The sequence below is a fragment of the Curtobacterium sp. Csp1 genome (assembly GCF_013347185.1).
The window spans coordinates 708,332-724,747 of the sequence record NZ_CP054594.1; the positions used below are offsets into that span (position 1 = coordinate 708,332).

The window sequence follows — 16,416 nt, forward strand, 5'->3', positions numbered from 1 at the left end:
CCGCGGACGGTACGCGGACCGGCTCCGAGCGACCCGCACCGCGTGGTCCCCCGCAGGCCGCGCGCCCCGTCGTCAGTCGGTGGAGGTGCGCCGCCGCAGGCGCCGACGGACCGACGACCACGGCCCGGCCGCCGGGGTCCGTTCGCTCGGCGCCTCGACCTCGAGCCCGTAGTGCTCGCCGATGCGTTCGAGCAGGACCTCGCGCTCCGCCCGGTCGTACACGCGTCGCTCCCGCCGGAACGCGATCACGAGCGACCAGCACGTCAGCAGGAGCACGACGCTGAAGGGCAGCGCGGTCGTGATCGCCGCCGTCTTGAGCGCGTCGAGCCCACCGGTCAGGAGCAGCGCCACCGCGAGCAACGCCGTCACGAGCGCGAAGAACACGCGCAGCCGGTTCCGTGGCTCGAGCTGCCCGCCCGACGCGATCATCGCCATCACGAGCGACCCGGAGTCCGACGAGGTCACGAAGAAGATCCCGATCAGGATGATCGCCCCGAACGTCAGGACGACCCCGGCCGGCAGGTCGCGGAGCAGCGTGAAGAGCGACCCCTCGACGTCGACGGAGCCGTCCGCACCGACGAGTCCACCGGCACCGGAGACCTCGCGGTGGATGGCCGCGCCGCCCATCACCGCGAACCACAGGAAGGTCAGGAGCGTCGGGACGAGCAGGACGCCGAACACGAACTCACGGACCGTCCGGCCCTTCGACACCCGGGCGATGAAGATGCCGACGAACGGCGCCCACGACATCCACCAGCCCCAGTAGAACGTCGTCCAGGCGCCCTGCCACTCCTCGCCCGCGGAGCCCTGCTGCGCGGTGACGTTGAAGGACAGCCCGACGACGTTCTGCAGGTACGCGCCGATGGACTGCACGAAGTCGCGGAGCAGGTACTGCGTCGGTCCGACGACGAGCACGAAGACCAGGAGCGCGGCGGCGAGCAGCAGGTTGAGGTTGGACAGGATCTTCATGCCCTTCGCCACCCCGGTGACGAGCGAGACGATCGTCAGGGCGGTGATCACGGCGATGATCGCGATCTGGCTGACGGTGGTGCTCTCCGCGATGCCGGCGCTCTCGAGCCCGGCGCCGATCTGCAGCACGCCGAGGCCGAGCGACGTCGCGACGCCGAACAGCGTGCCGATGAGTGCGACGACGTCGATGACGTTGCCCCAGCCGCCGCGTACCCGTCGACCGAGGAGCGGCTCGAGCGCCCACCGGATCGACACCGGACGGCCGCGGCGGTGGATCGCGTAGGCCAGGGCCATCCCGAGCACGACGTAGATCGCCCAGGCGTGCAGCCCCCAGTGCAGGAAGGTCTGCGTCATGGCCTCCTGTGCCAGGTGCTGTTCCGACCCGGAGACCCCGGGGCGCGGCGAGGCGAAGTGGCTGAGCGGCTCCGAGACGCCGTAGAACACGAGTCCGATGCCCATCCCCGCCGCGAAGAGCAGCGAGAACCACGACCGGGTCGAGAACTCCGGTTCGTCCCGGTCCTTGCCGAGCTTGATGTCCCCGAACCGGCTGAAGCCGACGAAGAGCGCGAACGCGACGAAGAACGCCGCGGCGAGGACGTAGTACCAGCTGAAGTTCCGGACGATGCCGCGCTGCAGGGTGGCGAACACCGCCTCGGCCGATGCGGGAGCGACGAGCGTCCATCCCACGAACCCGAGCACGAGCACGGCGGCGGGCCAGAACACCCACCGGGCGACCCCGGTCGGCGGCGGCGTGGTGGTCGCGGGGTCAGCGGCGGGTGGTCTCGTCGTTGCCATCGGCCCATCGTGCCCGCCCGGCCTGCTCCCTGTCTGGATGCACAGGGAACGAACGCGCGGCGACGCGCGAGTACCGTCCGACGGGACACGACAGGAGCGTCATGAGCAAGCAGCACGAGCAGCACACCCTCGTCCGGAGCCTCGCCCTCGGGGTCCTGAGCGGCGGACGGAGCAGCACCCCGCTGGCCGTCCTCGCCCTGAACCACGACAACAGGGCCGTCAAGGGTGACTGGCAGCAGTGGAAGGCGTTCAGCACGCCCCTCGGCCGCGGTCTCCTCGTCGCGTCCGCGATCGGTGAGCTCATCGGCGACAAGTCCCCGAAGGCTCCCGCCCGCATCTCCCCGATGGGGCTGGTCGGCCGCATCGCCGCCGGCGCGTTCGCCGGTGCCGCGCTCGGCACCACCGGCCGTCGCGACCTGCGCCTCGAGGGTGCGGTCCTCGGCGGCATCGGCGCGGTCGTCGGCAGCTTCGTCGGATGGGCCGCCCGGAAGTCGCTCAGCGGCGCCGGTCTGCCGGACGCCGTCGGCGCGCTCGCCGAGGACGCCGCCGTCATCGCCGGCTCGGTCCGGGCCGTCCGCAGCGCCTGAACGCTGCTCGCCCGTCGGTCGGGAGGCGCGTGGCGGACCCCGCCCCGCGCCTCCCGTCCGTCCCGTGGGGCACGGACAGGGCCTGTCGGGGCCGACGCGACGCGCCTAGCGTGAGCACCATGCGCATCGTCGTCATCGGGGCCACCGGCCACATCGGCACGTTCCTCGTCCCCCGTCTCGTCCGCGCCGGCCACGACGTCGTGGCCGTGTCGCGGGGCACCAGCACCCCGTACGCCGACGCCCCGGAGTGGACGCGCGTCGAGCGCGTCGTCGCGGACCGGGAGCAGGAGGACCGCGACGGCACCTTCGGCGACCGGGTCGCGGCGCTCGCCGCGGACGCCGTCGTCGACCTCGTCTGCTTCACCGTCGAGAGCGCCGAACAGCTCGTCCGCGCGCTGCGCGGCAGCAGCACGCACCTGGTGCACTGCGGCTCGATCTGGCGGGCCGGCGTCTCGCACGTCCTGCCGATCACCGAGGCGACGATGACCCCGCCGTTCGGCGAGTACGGCGTCCAGAAGGACGCGATCGCACGGCTCCTGCAGGAAGAAACCGCCTCTGGTGGTGTCGTCACGACGTCCGTCCACCCAGGGCACATCAGCGGACCGGGGTGGATGCCGATCGGCCCGCTCGGCAACCTCGACCCGTCCGTCGTCACGAGACTGACCCGGGGCGAGACCGTCGAGGTGCCAGGCCTCGGTGCGGAGGCGATGGCCCACGTGCACGCCGACGACGTCGCCCAGCTGTTCCAGCTGGCGGTCGAGCAGCGTGACGCCGCGTCCGGCGGCGCCTTCTTCGCGACGGCTCCGACCGCGCTCACCGTGCGCGGGTACGCCCAGCTGGTCGCGTCGTGGGGAGGCCGGGAGGCACGGCTCGAGTCCGTCTCGTGGGACCGGTTCCGCGAGACCACGACTCCCGAGCACGCCGACGCGAGCTGGCAGCACCTGTCGCGCAGCCAGGTGTTCAGCACCGCCGAGGCGGAGCGGGTGCTCGGCTACGCGCCGGCGTGGACGGCCTCGGAGACGGTGCGGGACGCGCTGCGGTGGCAGGTCGAGCACGGTGGGCTCGAGGTCGGAGCGGGCACCACGGTCTGACGTCGGCTCCTGCCGTGGCGGAGCAGAAGACGTCGGGTACTCCTCCCGTGGTGGAGCAGAAGACGTCGGGTCGCCCGGGCGCGCCCGACGTCGTCTGCTCCATCGTCGGCGAAGTTGCGCACCCGACGGCGGTCGGGCTGGCCGGATTGCGTCAGTCGAGCTCGCGGAGCGGCACCGAGAGGATGCGGTCGTCGCCGTCCCGCGGGTCGCCGCGGCCGTCGGTGTTGTTCGTGACGAACCAGAGCGTGTCGTCGGGACCGGCGAGCACCGTGCGGATCCGCCCGAACTCGCCGGCGAAGGACACCGTCGACGTCGTGGGTTCGGCGACCGGCACGGCCCGGACGGACTCGCCGCGCAGGTTCGCGACGTACACGGTGTCTCCGATCACGGCGAGGCCGCTCGGCGACGCGTCGTCGGTGGCCCACTGCTGCACGGGGTCGACGAAGCCGCGGTCCTCGCCGCCGACGCCCTCGACCTCGGGCCAGCCGTGGTTCTCCCCCGCGACGACGACGTTGAGCTCGTCCCAGGCGTCCTGCCCGAACTCCGCGGCGAACATCGTGCCGTCGGCCGCCCAGCCCATGCCCTGCACGTTGCGGTGGCCGAGCGACCACACCGGTGAGCCCGGGAACGGGTTGTCGTCCGGCACCGTTCCGTCCGGCGTCACGCGGAGGATCTTGCCGGCGAGGGAGTCCCGGTCCTGCGCAGCCGGTCGGTCCCCGGCGTCCCCGACGCTCACGTAGAGCATGCCGTCCGGGCCGAACGCGATCCGGCCACCGTCGTGGAACGTGTTCCGGGGCAGGCCGTCGAGCACGGTGGTGGCGTCGCCGAGCCGGTACGAGCCGGTGTCGCCGGTCAGCGAGAAGCGCTGCACGCGGTTGCCGTCGTCGGCGGTCGAGTAGACGAACAGGTCGCCGTCGTGCAGGGCGAGCCCGAGCAGTCCCCCTTCGCCGCCGTGCCGGACGCCGGGGACGGTGCCGACATCGCGGGTGGAGCCGTCCGCCCGCAGTTCGAGCACCCGGGCGGAGTCGCGCTCGCTGATGAGCGCGTCGCCGGAGTCGCCGACGGGGACGACCGACCACGGAGCGTCGAGTCCGGTCACGACCTCGGTCGTCGCCGCCGCGGTCGCCGGGCTGGTCCGGGACGGGGCGCTGCTCGAGCCGGACGTGCCGGTCCCACCGGTGCCGTCGGGGTCGCCGTCCGAGCAGGCGACGAGCGCCAGGGCCGCAGCCGCCACCAGCCCGACCGCGGACCACGACCGATGGGCACGGCCGACGGACCGACGTCCGGACTCACGTCCGGCGCGGCCTCCGGCGGAGCGAGCGCTGCGGGTCGTGCGGGTGCTGCGGGTGGTGTCCACGGTGATCCTCCCGGTTCGTCCCCCGAGTCCACACGACGCAGGCGGGAAAGCCCTGAGGGTTCCTGGCCGTGCCTCCCAGGACGCGGGACGTCGGCCTACCGTCGGGCGCACACCACCTCCGGAAGGACCACCCATGACCACCATCGCCATCGTCGGCGCCGGCAAGGGCCTCGGCGCCGCGGTCGCCGAGCGCTTCGGACGCGAGGGCTTCGCCGTCGCCCTGATCTCGCGCAACCAGGACCGTCTCGACTCCCTCGCGGCACAGCTCGGCGAGTCCGGCGTGACCGCGAAGGGCTTCGCCGCGAACGTCCGGGACGGGGACTCGCTCCGTGCCGCGCTCGAGGCGGCCACGGAGCAGCTCGGCCCGATCGAGGTCCTGCAGTACAGCCCGCTGCCGGCGAAGGAGTACATGCGACCGGTCCTCGAGACGACCGCCGAGGACCTGGTCGGCCCGGTCGAGTTCTCGGTCTACGGCTCGGTGAACGCCGTCCGTCAGGTGCTCCCCGGCATGCGCGCGCTCGGCACCGGCACGATCCTGTTCGTCAACGGGGGCAGCGCGGTCCGTCCGGGCGCCCGCGTGACCGGCACGTCCGTCGCCTTCGCGGGCGAGAGCGCCTACGCGCAGCTCCTGCACGACGCCGTGGCCGAGGAGCACGTGCACGTCGGCCAGCTCATCATCCCGTTCGGCATCGACGACGGGCAGGACGCGCACTCGTCGGCGGCCGTCGCCGAGCAGCTCTGGACGATCCACTCCGAGCGCGGCGACTTCCGGACGTACGCGGAACCCCTGCCCGAGTGACCCCGGGCCGGACGGTGACTCCCGTCCGAACGGTGACTCCGGGTCAGGCGGCGGTGCGGGTGATGGCGGCGGCCATCGCCCGCGCGACGCCCTGGTTCGCCTCGGCCGTCGGGTGGATGCCGTCCGGCGACGTGCCCGGCTTGTACGCGCCGTCGGCGGCACGCAGCGCCGTGAACGGGTCGACGAACGCCCACCCGTGCTCCGCCGCGTCGGTGCGCAGGGCGTCGGTGAGCACGATCTGACCGGTCCGACGGTCGGCGCCCCACCGGCTGTGGGTCCAGTCCGACGGCGGCCCGGCGACGACCAGGACGCGCTGCGCCCCGACCTTCCGGACGATCGCCCCGACGTTCGCGATCGTCGTCGCGGTCGGGACGGCCTGGTTGACGTCGTTCGTGCCGACCTCGACGACCAGGACCCGGGCGCTCGGCACGGGACCGATCTGCTGCAGCACCTGGTCGGCGCGGTACCCGCTGTGCGCGTAGCCGCCGACGGCGTGCAGCTCGTCGTCGGTCTCGAGCTGGTGCAGCCAGGAGTCCGGCCGTGCCGTGATCGAGTCGCCCGCGTAGGCGAACGGCACCGCTCCCGGCAGTGCGGGGGTGTCGAGCGCACCGGTCACGAACTGGTCGGGCGTCCGCGGGTCCGGCAGCGCGGTACCGGCGCGGTGTTCGGCGACGGCCGCCACGGGGCGGTCCTCGGCGCTCGCGGTGCGCGGCGTGGTGGTGACGAGGACGCCTGCGGTGACGAGGCAGGCTGCGGAGACGATGCTCGCCACGAGGACGAGCCGGCGGGTGCGGGACACGGGTACGAGCTTCTCCGGTGATCGGGGTGCGGGCCAGTCCCCCGAGCTGGGGAACGCGCGTTCTGGCTGAGGGTCCTCGCTGCCGTTCACAGGATCGCGGCCGGCGTCTCGACGAGGCGGTCGGCCCAGGTCGGTCGCGCGGCCGCGGTGGTGCTGACGAGCACACCGGCGCCGTCCCCGGCCAGGCGACGGAGCAATCGTACGACGGTCGCGTCCCGCGGTTCGTCGGCGAGCACGAGCACCGGCGACCCGGCGATGCTCCGCGCGACGGTGACGAGCCGCTGCTCGGCCGCGGTCAGGTCGTCGGGGAGCGTGTCCGAGGGAGCGGTCACCCCGACCCGGGCGAGGGCGGTCGTCGCAGCGGCGATCGCTTCGTGGGTGTCCCATCCGTCGAGCTCGAGGGGCAGCGCGGTGTTCTCGAGCACCGTCAGCGACGGGACGAGGCGGTGGTCGGTGCACACCGTCCCGACCAGCCGTCGTCGGAGCGCCGTCGCCTCGGCGACGGCCAGACCGTCGAGCGTGCGGTCGCCGATGCGCGGCGCGTTCCGGACCGACGTCATCACCGCGGAAGCGCCGTGCCCCGTGATGGCGACCACCTCACCCGCGTCGACTCGCAGGACAGAACCACCATGGGTGGTCACCGCGACGATCGTCGCGGTCTGCCGCCGCCCCGTCCCGACGAACATGCCGCTGCCGGCATGCTCCGTCGCCGCACCCTGTGCCCCCACGTCGTCCCCCCGGTTCTGTCCAACGGACGCGACCAGTGTGCACCGGCCCCGCGTCCGCACGCGAGCGCCGTTGCCGAGTCGTGATGCAACGGACGGGAGGCGCGGTGCCAGCTGGCACCGCGCCTCCCGTCCGGTGGGTGGTCGCGTCCGCGACCCGCCCGCTCAGCCGTGCAGCTTCGACAGCTCCGCGAACTCGTCGTCGGTGAGCTCGATCGTCGCGCCCTGCAGGTTGTCCTCGAGGTGGTCGACGCTCGACGTCCCGGGGATCGGCAGCATGACCGGCGAGCGCTTGAGCAGCCACGCCAGTGCGAGCTGCGCCGGGGTCGCGCCCTTGCGCTCAGCGATCTCGGTCAGCGGGGAGTCCTCGCCCGTCAGGCCGCCGGTCGCGAGCGGGAACCACGGGATGAAGCCGATGCCCTGCTGCTCGGACCAGTCGAGGAGCTCCTCGGCGTCGCGCTTCTGCAGGTTGTAGAGGTTCTGGACGGAGACGATCGTCGCGACCTCCTGTGCGGCCTTGACCTCGTCGACCGACACCTCGGACAGGCCGATGTGCCGGATCTTGCCCTCGTCCTGGAGCTTCTTCAGCTCGCCGACCTGGTCCTCGAGCGGGACCTTCGGGTCGATGCGGTGCAGCTGGAACAGGTCGATGCGCTCGAGGCCGAGGCGGCGGAGGCTCATCTCGGCCTCCTGGCGCAGGTACTCCGGGCGGCCGACCGGCGGCCACTCGTTCGGGCCGGTGCGGGTGAGACCGGCCTTCGTCGCGATGACGACGTCGTCGCCGTACGGGTGCAACGCCTCGCGGAGCAGGTCCTCGGCGACGTAGGGACCGTAGGAGTCGGCGGTGTCGAAGAAGTCGACGCCGAGCTCGACGGCGCGCTTGAGGACGCGGATCGCCTCGTCGTGGTCCTTCGGCGGGCCCCAGACGCCGGGTCCGGTGAGCTGCATGGTGCCGTAGCCGAGGCGGTGGACCTCGAGGTCGCCGCCGATGCGGAACGTGCCCGAGGCGGCGGCAGGACGGTTCGTGGTGTCGGTACCGGTGGTCATGTCCCCGGTCTACGCCGTGACCGTGTCCCGTCCCTGAGCCGGTGTCCCCCGCGCCCGGCCTGGCCCGAGTCTCGGGCTGGGCGACGAGTTCCGGGTGCCGGGACCCGAGTCGTGTCGCCGACGGCGAGACTCGGGGCTGCGACACCGGTCAGCGGGACGGACGCGGGTACGGGGTCTCGCCGCGGGACAGCCCGCCGACGAGCTTCGCGATGCGGTTCGCCCGCGCCGTGTCGCTCGGCGCCGTCACCACCCGGTGCAGCACGGCGTACCGGTTCGTGGCGTCGAGATCGGCGAACAGGGCGGCCGCGGTGGGCTCGGCGTCGAGGGCCGCACGGAGGTCGTCCGGCACGGTGACGGTCGCGGCGCCGGCGTAGGCCCGGTCCCACCGGCCGTCGGCCCGGGCGCGGTCGATCTCGGCCTGCCCGCGGGGGCGCATGCGACCGGACTCGGTCAGGGCCGCCACGAGGCCGATGTTGCGCTGCGACCAGAGCGAGGCGCGGCGACGTGGGGTGAAGCGCTGCCGGAAGGTCCCGGCGTCCCGCCCGCGCTTCTGCCCGTCGATCCACCCGGAGCAGAGCGCCTCGTCGAGGGCCTGGTCGTACGTCAGCGTCGTCGGTTCGGCCGTGCCCTTCTTCGCGAGCACGAGCCAGACGCCGTCCGGGTCGTCCTCGTGCTCGTCGAGCCACGACCGCCACGCGGCGGCGTCCGGGAGCACCAGGTCCTCGTCGTCCATCCGGTCATCGTAGGACGGCGGTCACACCCAGTGCGGCTGGTCGAACACCCCGCCCGGGTCCGCCTGCTCCGCGATCCGGTGCAGCCGCGAGGTGTTCACGTCGAAGTACGCCGTGGGGTCGGTGATCGCCGCGTCGCAGTAGTTCGCGTACGCGCCGTCACCCCACGCCGGGGTCATCGCCTGCCGGAAGTCACGGACGTACGCGTCGAACGGTGCCGGGTCCGCGCCGTCGGCGAACACCGCCGTGTACTGCACGGTCATCAGGGCGTCCCGCCACGGGAACGCCGAGTCCGTCCGCCCGACGTCGGCCACGACGCCGCCGAGCGCGTCGAGCGAGACCCCGCCCTCCCGGTTCCCGGCGACGTCCCCGGCCGCCGCGGCCCGTCGGACGAGCACGTCGACCTGGGCGTCGGTGAGCTTCCGGCCGCCGATGGACGACGTCGCGGCCTCGGACACGCGCTGCGGCGCCCCGGCGAGCCGCACCATCGCGTCACCGTAGGACAGCTCGTCGGCGGTGTGCGACGTCGGGGTGGCCCCGGTGGCGGCGATGAACCCGTCGACGGAGGCGTCCGCCCCGGTCTTCGCGCCGGTCCACACGCCGGTGACGGTGACCGTCGGTGCGGTGTGCCTGGTGCCGTTCAGGAGCTTCAGGGTCGACCAGAGCTGCGGGTCGGCGACCGGCGCCCAGTCCTGCCACGCCCGCACCACCGCGGCTGCTGCGGACCAGGGGAACACGATGCTGAACAACAGCACGTTAGGGGCCGGCTGCGTCCGGAAGGTCATCGACGTGACGACACCGACCGTCCCGCCGCCACCGCCCCGGCACGCCCAGAACAGGTCCGGCTCGGCGGTCGCCGAGACCTGGTGCACGGCGCCGTCGGGCGTCACGAGCGTCACCCCCGTGAGCTGGTCGCACGTCAAGCCGAACGACCGGACCAGGACGCCCACCCCGCCGCCGAGCGTCAGTCCGCCGATGCCGACGGTCGGGCACGACCCGGCGCCGATCGCCCGCCCGGCCCGTGCCAAGGCTGCGTACCCGTCGGCCAGCCGGGCTCCCGGACCGATCGTCGCGGTGTCCCCGTCGACGCGGACGCTGTCCAGGTCCTGCGTGCTGACCACGAGCGAGCGCGGGACGTCGGTCCCGGGCGCACCGCCGGCGGACCAGCCCGTGTACGAGTGCCCGCCGGCCCGGAGCGCGACCGGCGTGCGGGTGTTCCGGGCGAAGGCGAGCGCGGCCTGCACGTCGGGGACGCCCGCGACGCGGAGCACCGCCTGCGGGTCGGCGTCGTCGTAGCGGGGGTTCTGCAGCTTCCGTGCGGCGTCCCACCCGGACGACCCGGAGCGCAGGAGCGTCCCGGTGACGGCCGCGGCCAGGGCGTCCCACGAGTCCGGCCCTCCGGCGGCGGTCGGGGTCGGCGGGGTCGGCGTGGACGGTGCGCCCGAGGACGACGCGGACCCGGATGCGGACGGGCTCGGTGCCGGCCCCGGCCGCGAGCACGCGGCGAGCACCCCGACCAGACCGAGTCCGACCCCGCCGGCCAGCACCGTACGTCGACCCGGCGTCCCGCTCCCCCGTCGCTCCTGCACCCGACCTTCCTACGCCGAGGCGCCCCGGGCCGTGCGGGTCGGCGCCGCGCTGCTGATCCGCACCGCGTCCGCCCACGCGTGCACCCAGTCGGGCAGGGTGAGGTCCCGCGGCGCCCCGCCGGCCGCGGCGACGAGGTCCTCGGGCGTGACCGTGCCGCCGGTCCGACGGAGGAACCGGGCCTGCACGACCGCCCGCGCGACGACCGATCCCCGCCGCTCGAAGGTCTGCTCGATGTACACGGCGCGGTCGTCGACGCCGAGCACCCGGGTGACGAGGGTGAAGCGCTGCCCCAGCGTCAGCGACCGCTTGTAGGTGATCGTCTGCGCCGCGACCACGGCGTACCAGCCGCGCCTCGAGGCCTCGTGCCAGAAGCCGGACCGCGTGAGCAGGTCGTACCGGCCGAGGTCGAGCATCGACAGGTACTTGCCGTTGTTCACGTGCCGCAGGGGGTCGAGGTCGGTGAGCGCGACCCGGAACGGCGTCCGTCCCTCGTCCCAGAGCGACGGCCGTCGGCCCGAGCGGAGTCCCGCGAGACGGATGCGCACGGTCAGCAGGAACAGCCGCAGGTACAGGTTCACGGGCACGATCGAACCACAGCCCGGCGCCGACACGACAGACCGGCCAGGACGCGTGGGACGAGCTGGCTCAGCCGAGCGGGCCGCCCCCGGCGCCGCTGATGCCCGGGTGCGCGGACTTGGCCTGTCCCTCCACGATCGCGTGCGCCGCCGAGGCCTGGGACATGGCCCGCTCCCCGACGCGCGGGTCGACCGGCTCCAGGTGCGCGAGCCTCCGCCGACGGCGCACGTTCTGCAGCTCGAGCACGACGAGCAGCGCGGCGATGGCCACGGCCACCCCGATGACGATCCCGATGACCACCACGGTGTCCCCCTCCGGTCGCACGGACCCTGTCCGTCCCCGCAGCCTAGCCCCGTCGGTGCCTCCCGCACAGGGGGTCGGCAGGAGTAGACCTGCACCCATGCAGACACACACGCTCGCAGACCTGGAGGTCGGCGCCGTCGGCCTCGGCACCATGGGCATGAGCGCCTTCTACACGGGCGCCGGCACCGACGACGACGAGTCGATCCGCACCATCCACCGCGCGATCGACCTCGGCGTCACCCTGATCGACACCGCCGAGATGTACGGCCCGTACACGAACGAGGTCCTCGTCGGGAAGGCCCTGCAGGGTCGCCGCGACGACGTCGTGCTCGCCACGAAGTTCGGTCTCGTCGAGCACGTCCCCGGCGAGACCCAGCCGAGCACCGACCGCAAGCTCACGAGCGCACCGGAGTCCGTCCGCGAGGCGCTCGAGGGCTCGCTCCGCCGCCTGGGTACCGACCACATCGACCTCTGGTACCAGCACCGCGTCGACCCGGAGGTCCCGATCGAGGACGTCGTCGGCCAGCTCGCCGGCTTCGTGCAGGAGGGCAAGATCCGCCACTACGGCCTGTCCGAGGCAGGGTCCGAGACCATCCGCAAGGCCCACGCCGTGCACCCGGTGACGGCTGTCCAGAGCGAGTACTCGCTGTGGACCCGCGACCCCGAGGACGACGTGCTCGGCACGCTCCGCGAGCTCGGCATCGGCCTGGTCGCGTACTCGCCCCTCGGCCGCGGCTTCCTGACCGGTGCGATCACGAAGCCGTCGGACCTGGACGCCGACGACTTCCGCCGCGACAACCCCCGCTTCCAGCAGGAAGCGTTCGAGCAGAACGTCCGCATCGTCGACGAGGTCAAGGCCGTCGCGTCCGAGGTCGGTGGCACCCCGGCGCAGGTCGCGCTCGCGTGGCTCCTCGCCCAGGGCACCGACGTCGTCCCGATCCCCGGAACGAAGCGGGTCTCCCGCCTCGAGGAGAACGTCGGCGCCGCCGACCTGACCCTCTCGGAGTCCCAGCTGCAGCGCCTGTCCTCGCTGCCGGTCCCGACCGGCGACCGCTACCCCGACATGTCGAGCATCGGTCGCTGACGCGACCACAGGACGGACGGGAGGCCCGTGGCGGATCCGCCACGGGCCTCCCGTCCGTTCCGTCCCCATCTGTGGAACGCGCGTTCCGGCGCGCGGTCGCGTGATCCGGGCGACCCACCGCCGACACGGCACGGAAACACCCGCTCCGTAGCGTCCGAGGAGACGAGTCCGACGACGCCGAGGGGGCACCCGTGACCGACACGAACCAGACGACCGACGCCCGTCGCGAGGACGGCGTCGACACCGTCCCGCCGCTCGCCCGGCTGCTGCCGCTCGGGCTGCAGCACGTCCTCGCGATGTACGCGGGGGCGATCGCCGTGCCGCTCATCGTCGGCGGTGCACTCGGCTTCGACCGGGCCGACCTGGCGTTCCTGATCAGCGCCGACCTGTTCGTGGCCGGCCTCGCGACGATCGTGCAGTCCGTCGGCTTCTGGCGCTTCGGGGTCCGGCTGCCCCTCGTGCAGGGCGTCACCTTCGCCGCGGTCGGCCCGATGATCGCGATCGGGACCGAGCACGGCATCACGGCGGTGTACGGCGCGACCATCGCGTGCGGCGTGTTCATGGTCGTCGTCGCCCCGTGGTTCTCGCAGCTCGTCCGGTTGTTCCCGCCGATCGTCACCGGCACCGTCATCCTGATCATCGGCCTGTCCCTGATGAGCGTCGCCGCCGGCTGGGTGACCGAGGGCGGGAAGGACGGGGCCGCCCGTCCGCTCGACGTCGCCTTCGCCGCCGGGGTGCTCCTGGCGATCGTCCTCGTGGAACGCTTCGCGCCGCGCGGACTCGCGCGCGTGTCGGTGCTCGCCGCGCTGCTCCTGGGCACGGTCGTGGCGCTGTTCGTCCCGGGCATGGTGGACGGGTCCGGGATCGGCGACGCCGCCTGGTTCGCGGTCGTCACGCCGTTCCACTTCGGCCTGCCGACGTTCGACCTCGCGTCGATCGTGTCGATGCTCGTCGTCGGGCTCGTGATCATGACCGAGACCACGGGCGACATGGTGGCCGTCGGCGAGGTCGTCGGCCGACCGGTGTCGAAGCGCACCCTCGCGGACGGACTGCGGGCGGACGGGCTCGGCACGGTCGTCGGCGGGGTGTTCAACACGTTCCCGTACACGGCGTTCGCGCAGAACGTCGGCCTGGTCGCGCTGACCGGCGTGCGCTCCCGGTACGTCGCCACCGCCGCGGGCGGGATCCTCGTCGTGCTCGGCCTGGTGCCGAAGGTCGCGGCGGTCGTCGAGGCGATCCCGCACGCGGTCCTCGGCGGTGCCGGGGTGGCGCTGTTCGGCATGGTCGCGGCTTCGGGCATCAGGACGCTGTCGAAGGTGCGGTTCGACAACCGGAACGTGCTCGTCGTGGCACTCCCGCTCGGGATCGCGCTGCTGCCGACCGTCGCGCCGTCGATCTACGCGGCGTTCCCGACGCGGTTCACGCTCGTGTTCGACTCGGGCATCTCGGCCGGTGCGGTCGCGGCGATCCTGCTCAACCTGCTGCTCGGGTCGCGGAGCGTCCGGGAGCGGTACGGCGACGACCCGGCGGTGGGGTCGTACGACGCGATGCGGTCGACGGCGCCGATCGCGGTGCCGCCGCGGGTGTAGGCGGGGCGGGCGCCGCGCCCGCGGCGGTGCGCCCGCGCTGCTGAGTCTCGGGCCGCTCTGGCCGGGCCGCGCCCGCGGGTCAGCTGCCGCGGTACGTGCTGTACGCGAAGGGGCTGAGCAGGAGCGGCACGTGCAGGTGTCCCGTCCCGGTGACGCTGAACGCCACGACGACGTACGGGTGGAACGTGGGCGTCCCCGACGCGCGGTGGTACGCCCCGGTGTCGAAGCGGAGCTCCAGGTCGCCGCGGGGCAGCACGTCCGGCCCGAGCCCGGTCCGACCGTCGGCGTCGGTCTCCCCCGACGCGAGCACCTCGCCCGCCGCGGTCCGCAGGGTCACGCCGACCCCCGCCGCCGGGCGACCGGATCCTGCGTCGAGGACGTGCGTGGTCAGGTGCGGCACGCCGAAGGTCGCGCGGATCCGGTGCTGTGCGATGTCGGCCAGGGCGGCAGCTGCCTCGCCGACCTCGGCCCCGGCGTCGTTGCCGAGCCGGCGCTCGAGCTCGGCCAGCAGCTCATCCGGGGTCCGACCGGCGGCACGGACCAGGAACACCCGTCCGAACCGTTCCTCGTAGTCGGCGTTCCCCCGCGCGATCGCCGCCGTGACGTCGTCCGCCGCGGTCGCCATCGCCCCCTGCTCGCGCGCCGAGGACGCCTCGGTGGTGCGCTCGCCGATGCGGGGGTGGTGTGCGAGAGCCGCGTCGAGCTCGTCCGCGCCCCACTGCTCGGCGGCCGTCGCCGCGGCCGAGGCCAGGGCGGCGACGGAGCGGTACGGCCGCCCGGCGACCAGGGCGTCGGCCCACGCAGGAACGGCAGCCCAGTGCAGGGCGACGTCCCGGGCGTCGGCGGCCGGGGCGGTGTCGAAGTCACGAAGGTCCATCCGGTCACCCTAGGGACCGTCCGTTACCGCCGCGTTTCGGCGCCGCCCCCACCTTCCTTCCGCAAAACGCAAGGTCGGCGGTTCCTCGCAGCGACATACCGCTGCGAGAAGCCGCTCCCGTTGCGTTTTGCGGAAGCCAGCGCGACCCAGCAGGCCGGGGCCCGGGCCCGAGCTCACAGCTCGGCGGCAAAGGACGCGACGCGGAGCTGGAGGTCCTCGATGCGCCGGAGCCGGGCGCCCTCGACGTCGAAGCCCTCGTACGCCGGGGGCAGCGGTCGCCGGACGTTCCGCGAGCACTGGAAGTCCTGGCACACCAGGGTCCCGACGGTGTTCCCGTTCCGACCGGCCTTCCCGGATCGCTTGGCGGCGTAGAACACGACGTCGTTCGGCAGCTTGACGTCCTGGCACCACGAGCACTGCGCCCGGGAGCGCGGCGAAGCCTCGGCCTGCCGGAACAGGATCCCGACGAGGTCGCCCTCGAGCGTGGGCACGACGGCGTACGCGCGCCGGGAGGTCTTCGGGTCGCGCCAGCCGAGGAAGTTGAGCGACTCCCACTCCAGCGTCTCGAAGTCGGTGGGCAGGGTGACGTCCCCGACCTCCTTGCGGGAGGCGTTGACGAAGGAGGAACGCAGGGTCTTCTCGCTGATGGGCAGCACGGTGTGGTCGCTTTCGGAAGTGCCCGGGCGCAGGGGAAGCGCCGCACGGGCGGAGGGATGGTCAGGGATCGACGACGGCGGCCGTGCCGAGGGGCACAGCCGGGGGCGTCACGCCCTGATGCCGGCGCTCAGCGCGCCGACCACCTCCTGCTGACTCACGGTTCCACCCTACGACGCGGTGTCAAGCCGAGCGCAGGAGCACGACGGACCCGTCGTACGTCGGCTGGCGCCGCAGGTGTCCGTGCCGTCGGTCCCACTCGCCCGTCTCGAGCGCGGCGCGCAGCGCGGCGACCGACCGGCGGGCGGTGAGGTCGTCGAGAGCGTCCCACGCCGGGTCGGCCGCACGCGTGCCCGGGTCCAGCAGCCGTTCCGGTCGGGCGTAGAACCCCTCGGGGAACCCCTCGACACACGTGAACGGGACCGGCAGCCGCGTGCTCTCGACCGTTCCGCCGAGCGCTGCGGCCAGGCGGTCGAGTCCCGGGTACCCCTCGGCCCACGCGGCGCTCACGGCGGGGGCGTACTCGATCAGCCAGTGGTCCTGCACGCGCTCGGGGTCGACCGTCAGCACGACGACCGGGCCCGTGACGGCACGGCGGATCTCTGCGAGTCGTGCCTGCACCGCGGGCCACACACCCGGGGACAGCGCGACCACCGCCGCGTCCGCCGACGGCAGCGGACCGTCGAGGCCCACGCTGACGACCTCGCGGTCGGCCGGGGCGTACGGCGTCCCGTCGAGCGCGAGCACCGTGCGTGCGGGGCCGACGGCGGCGCGCACGGCCCGGGCGAACACGGGCTCGGGACGGCGGTCCCGGTCGGAGGCTGCGCCGATCACGACGCCACC

The 16,416-nt window shown here is 73.6% G+C and carries 17 protein-coding genes and 1 pseudogene; 5 read left to right on the forward strand and 13 right to left on the reverse strand.

The features are described from left to right. Positions 1-72: 72 nt before the first annotated feature. Positions 73-1,764, reverse strand: coding sequence for a BCCT family transporter (locus tag HUN58_RS03545; RefSeq protein ID WP_180225922.1), 1,692 nt, complete (start codon positions 1,762-1,764; stop codon positions 73-75). A 101-nt stretch (positions 1,765-1,865) separates the two neighbouring features. On the opposite strand from HUN58_RS03545, the gene HUN58_RS03550 reads away from it, so the two are divergent. Together HUN58_RS03550 and HUN58_RS03555 are read left to right on the forward strand one after the other, a co-directional pair. After that, positions 1,866-2,351 (forward strand): DUF4126 family protein, encoded by a 486-nt coding sequence (locus HUN58_RS03550; RefSeq protein ID WP_180225923.1) that lies wholly within the window; start codon positions 1,866-1,868, stop codon positions 2,349-2,351. Positions 2,352-2,470: 119 nt separating this feature from the next. Further along, the gene (locus HUN58_RS03555; RefSeq protein ID WP_114849529.1) at positions 2,471-3,442 is read left to right on the forward strand and encodes an NAD(P)-dependent oxidoreductase; all 972 of its coding nucleotides are present in this window, start codon (positions 2,471-2,473) and stop codon (positions 3,440-3,442) included. A gap of 151 nt (positions 3,443-3,593) precedes the next feature. Here the strand turns inward: HUN58_RS03555 and HUN58_RS03560 are convergent, their stop codons facing one another. Then, on the reverse strand, positions 3,594-4,799 hold the full coding sequence (locus HUN58_RS03560; protein ID WP_254631613.1) for a sorbosone dehydrogenase family protein: 1,206 nt from the start codon (positions 4,797-4,799) through the stop codon (positions 3,594-3,596). A 133-nt stretch (positions 4,800-4,932) separates the two neighbouring features. Here HUN58_RS03560 and HUN58_RS03565 point away from each other — a divergent pair, with 133 nt between their 5' ends. Further along, on the forward strand, positions 4,933-5,598 hold the full coding sequence (locus HUN58_RS03565; RefSeq protein ID WP_141859485.1) for an SDR family NAD(P)-dependent oxidoreductase: 666 nt from the start codon (positions 4,933-4,935) through the stop codon (positions 5,596-5,598). Positions 5,599-5,641: 43 nt separating this feature from the next. On the opposite strand, the gene HUN58_RS03570 is transcribed toward HUN58_RS03565, so the two are convergent. The 7 genes from HUN58_RS03570 to HUN58_RS03600 all read right to left on the reverse strand — a co-directional run bounded on the left by HUN58_RS03570 (position 5,642) and on the right by HUN58_RS03600 (position 11,369). Continuing rightward, on the reverse strand, positions 5,642-6,397 hold the full coding sequence (locus HUN58_RS03570; RefSeq protein ID WP_180225925.1) for an SGNH/GDSL hydrolase family protein: 756 nt from the start codon (positions 6,395-6,397) through the stop codon (positions 5,642-5,644). Positions 6,398-6,483: 86 nt separating this feature from the next. Further along, positions 6,484-7,083 carry an ATP-binding cassette domain-containing protein gene (locus HUN58_RS03575; RefSeq protein WP_180225926.1) on the reverse strand — a complete coding sequence of 200 codons (600 nt, stop codon included), beginning with the start codon at positions 7,081-7,083 and terminating at the stop codon, positions 6,484-6,486. Positions 7,084-7,287: 204 nt separating this feature from the next. Continuing rightward, entirely contained in the window at positions 7,288-8,169 is an 882-nt protein-coding gene (locus HUN58_RS03580) for an aldo/keto reductase (protein ID WP_058740627.1), read from the reverse strand. A 148-nt stretch (positions 8,170-8,317) separates the two neighbouring features. After that, positions 8,318-8,902, reverse strand: coding sequence for a YdeI family protein (locus HUN58_RS03585; protein WP_180225927.1), 585 nt, complete (start codon positions 8,900-8,902; stop codon positions 8,318-8,320). Between the two features lie 21 nt (positions 8,903-8,923). After that, positions 8,924-10,489: an FAD-binding oxidoreductase gene (locus tag HUN58_RS03590; RefSeq protein ID WP_180225928.1), complete on the reverse strand. Its 1,566-nt coding sequence runs from the start codon at positions 10,487-10,489 to the stop codon at positions 8,924-8,926. Between the two features lie 9 nt (positions 10,490-10,498). After that, on the reverse strand, positions 10,499-11,068 hold the full coding sequence (locus tag HUN58_RS03595; protein ID WP_114849259.1) for a thioesterase family protein: 570 nt from the start codon (positions 11,066-11,068) through the stop codon (positions 10,499-10,501). Between the two features lie 67 nt (positions 11,069-11,135). After that, on the reverse strand, positions 11,136-11,369 hold the full coding sequence (locus HUN58_RS03600; protein ID WP_180225929.1) for a hypothetical protein: 234 nt from the start codon (positions 11,367-11,369) through the stop codon (positions 11,136-11,138). Between the two features lie 97 nt (positions 11,370-11,466). On the opposite strand from HUN58_RS03600, the gene HUN58_RS03605 reads away from it, so the two are divergent. Beyond that, positions 11,467-12,453: an aldo/keto reductase gene (locus HUN58_RS03605; protein ID WP_141859473.1), complete on the forward strand. Its 987-nt coding sequence runs from the start codon at positions 11,467-11,469 to the stop codon at positions 12,451-12,453. A 191-nt stretch (positions 12,454-12,644) separates the two neighbouring features. Next, positions 12,645-14,042 carry a nucleobase:cation symporter-2 family protein gene (locus HUN58_RS03610; protein WP_254631614.1) on the forward strand — a complete coding sequence of 466 codons (1,398 nt, stop codon included), beginning with the start codon at positions 12,645-12,647 and terminating at the stop codon, positions 14,040-14,042. Between the two features lie 79 nt (positions 14,043-14,121). Here the strand turns inward: HUN58_RS03610 and uraH are convergent, their stop codons facing one another. The 4 genes and pseudogenes from uraH to HUN58_RS03630 all read right to left on the reverse strand — a co-directional run bounded on the left by uraH (position 14,122) and on the right by HUN58_RS03630 (position 16,407). After that, positions 14,122-14,442 (reverse strand): hydroxyisourate hydrolase, encoded by a 321-nt coding sequence (uraH, locus tag HUN58_RS03615; protein ID WP_208745717.1) that lies wholly within the window; start codon positions 14,440-14,442, stop codon positions 14,122-14,124. A gap of 18 nt (positions 14,443-14,460) precedes the next feature. Next, positions 14,461-14,919: pseudogene (gene uraD, locus HUN58_RS03620) on the reverse strand (2-oxo-4-hydroxy-4-carboxy-5-ureidoimidazoline decarboxylase); the annotation flags it as partial. Positions 14,920-15,092: 173 nt separating this feature from the next. Further along, positions 15,093-15,575, reverse strand: coding sequence for an FBP domain-containing protein (locus HUN58_RS03625; RefSeq protein WP_141859471.1), 483 nt, complete (start codon positions 15,573-15,575; stop codon positions 15,093-15,095). 181 nt (positions 15,576-15,756) lie between these two features. Continuing rightward, positions 15,757-16,407, reverse strand: a complete 651-nt coding sequence (locus HUN58_RS03630; protein ID WP_208745410.1) for an SAM-dependent methyltransferase — start codon at positions 16,405-16,407, stop codon at positions 15,757-15,759. Positions 16,408-16,416 lie beyond the last annotated feature (9 nt).

Coding starts and splice junctions, on each gene's coding strand:
- HUN58_RS03545 (WP_180225922.1), bottom strand. CDS start 1,764: ATGGCAACGACGAGACCACCCGCCGCTGACCCCGCGACCACCACGCCG.
- HUN58_RS03550 (WP_180225923.1), top strand. CDS start 1,866: ATGAGCAAGCAGCACGAGCAGCACACCCTCGTCCGGAGCCTCGCCCTC.
- HUN58_RS03555 (WP_114849529.1), top strand. CDS start 2,471: ATGCGCATCGTCGTCATCGGGGCCACCGGCCACATCGGCACGTTCCTC.
- HUN58_RS03565 (WP_141859485.1), top strand. CDS start 4,933: ATGACCACCATCGCCATCGTCGGCGCCGGCAAGGGCCTCGGCGCCGCG.
- HUN58_RS03575 (WP_180225926.1), bottom strand. CDS start 7,083: ATGTTCGTCGGGACGGGGCGGCGGCAGACCGCGACGATCGTCGCGGTG.
- HUN58_RS03580 (WP_058740627.1), bottom strand. CDS start 8,169: ATGACCACCGGTACCGACACCACGAACCGTCCTGCCGCCGCCTCGGGC.
- HUN58_RS03585 (WP_180225927.1), bottom strand. CDS start 8,902: ATGGACGACGAGGACCTGGTGCTCCCGGACGCCGCCGCGTGGCGGTCG.
- HUN58_RS03605 (WP_141859473.1), top strand. CDS start 11,467: ATGCAGACACACACGCTCGCAGACCTGGAGGTCGGCGCCGTCGGCCTC.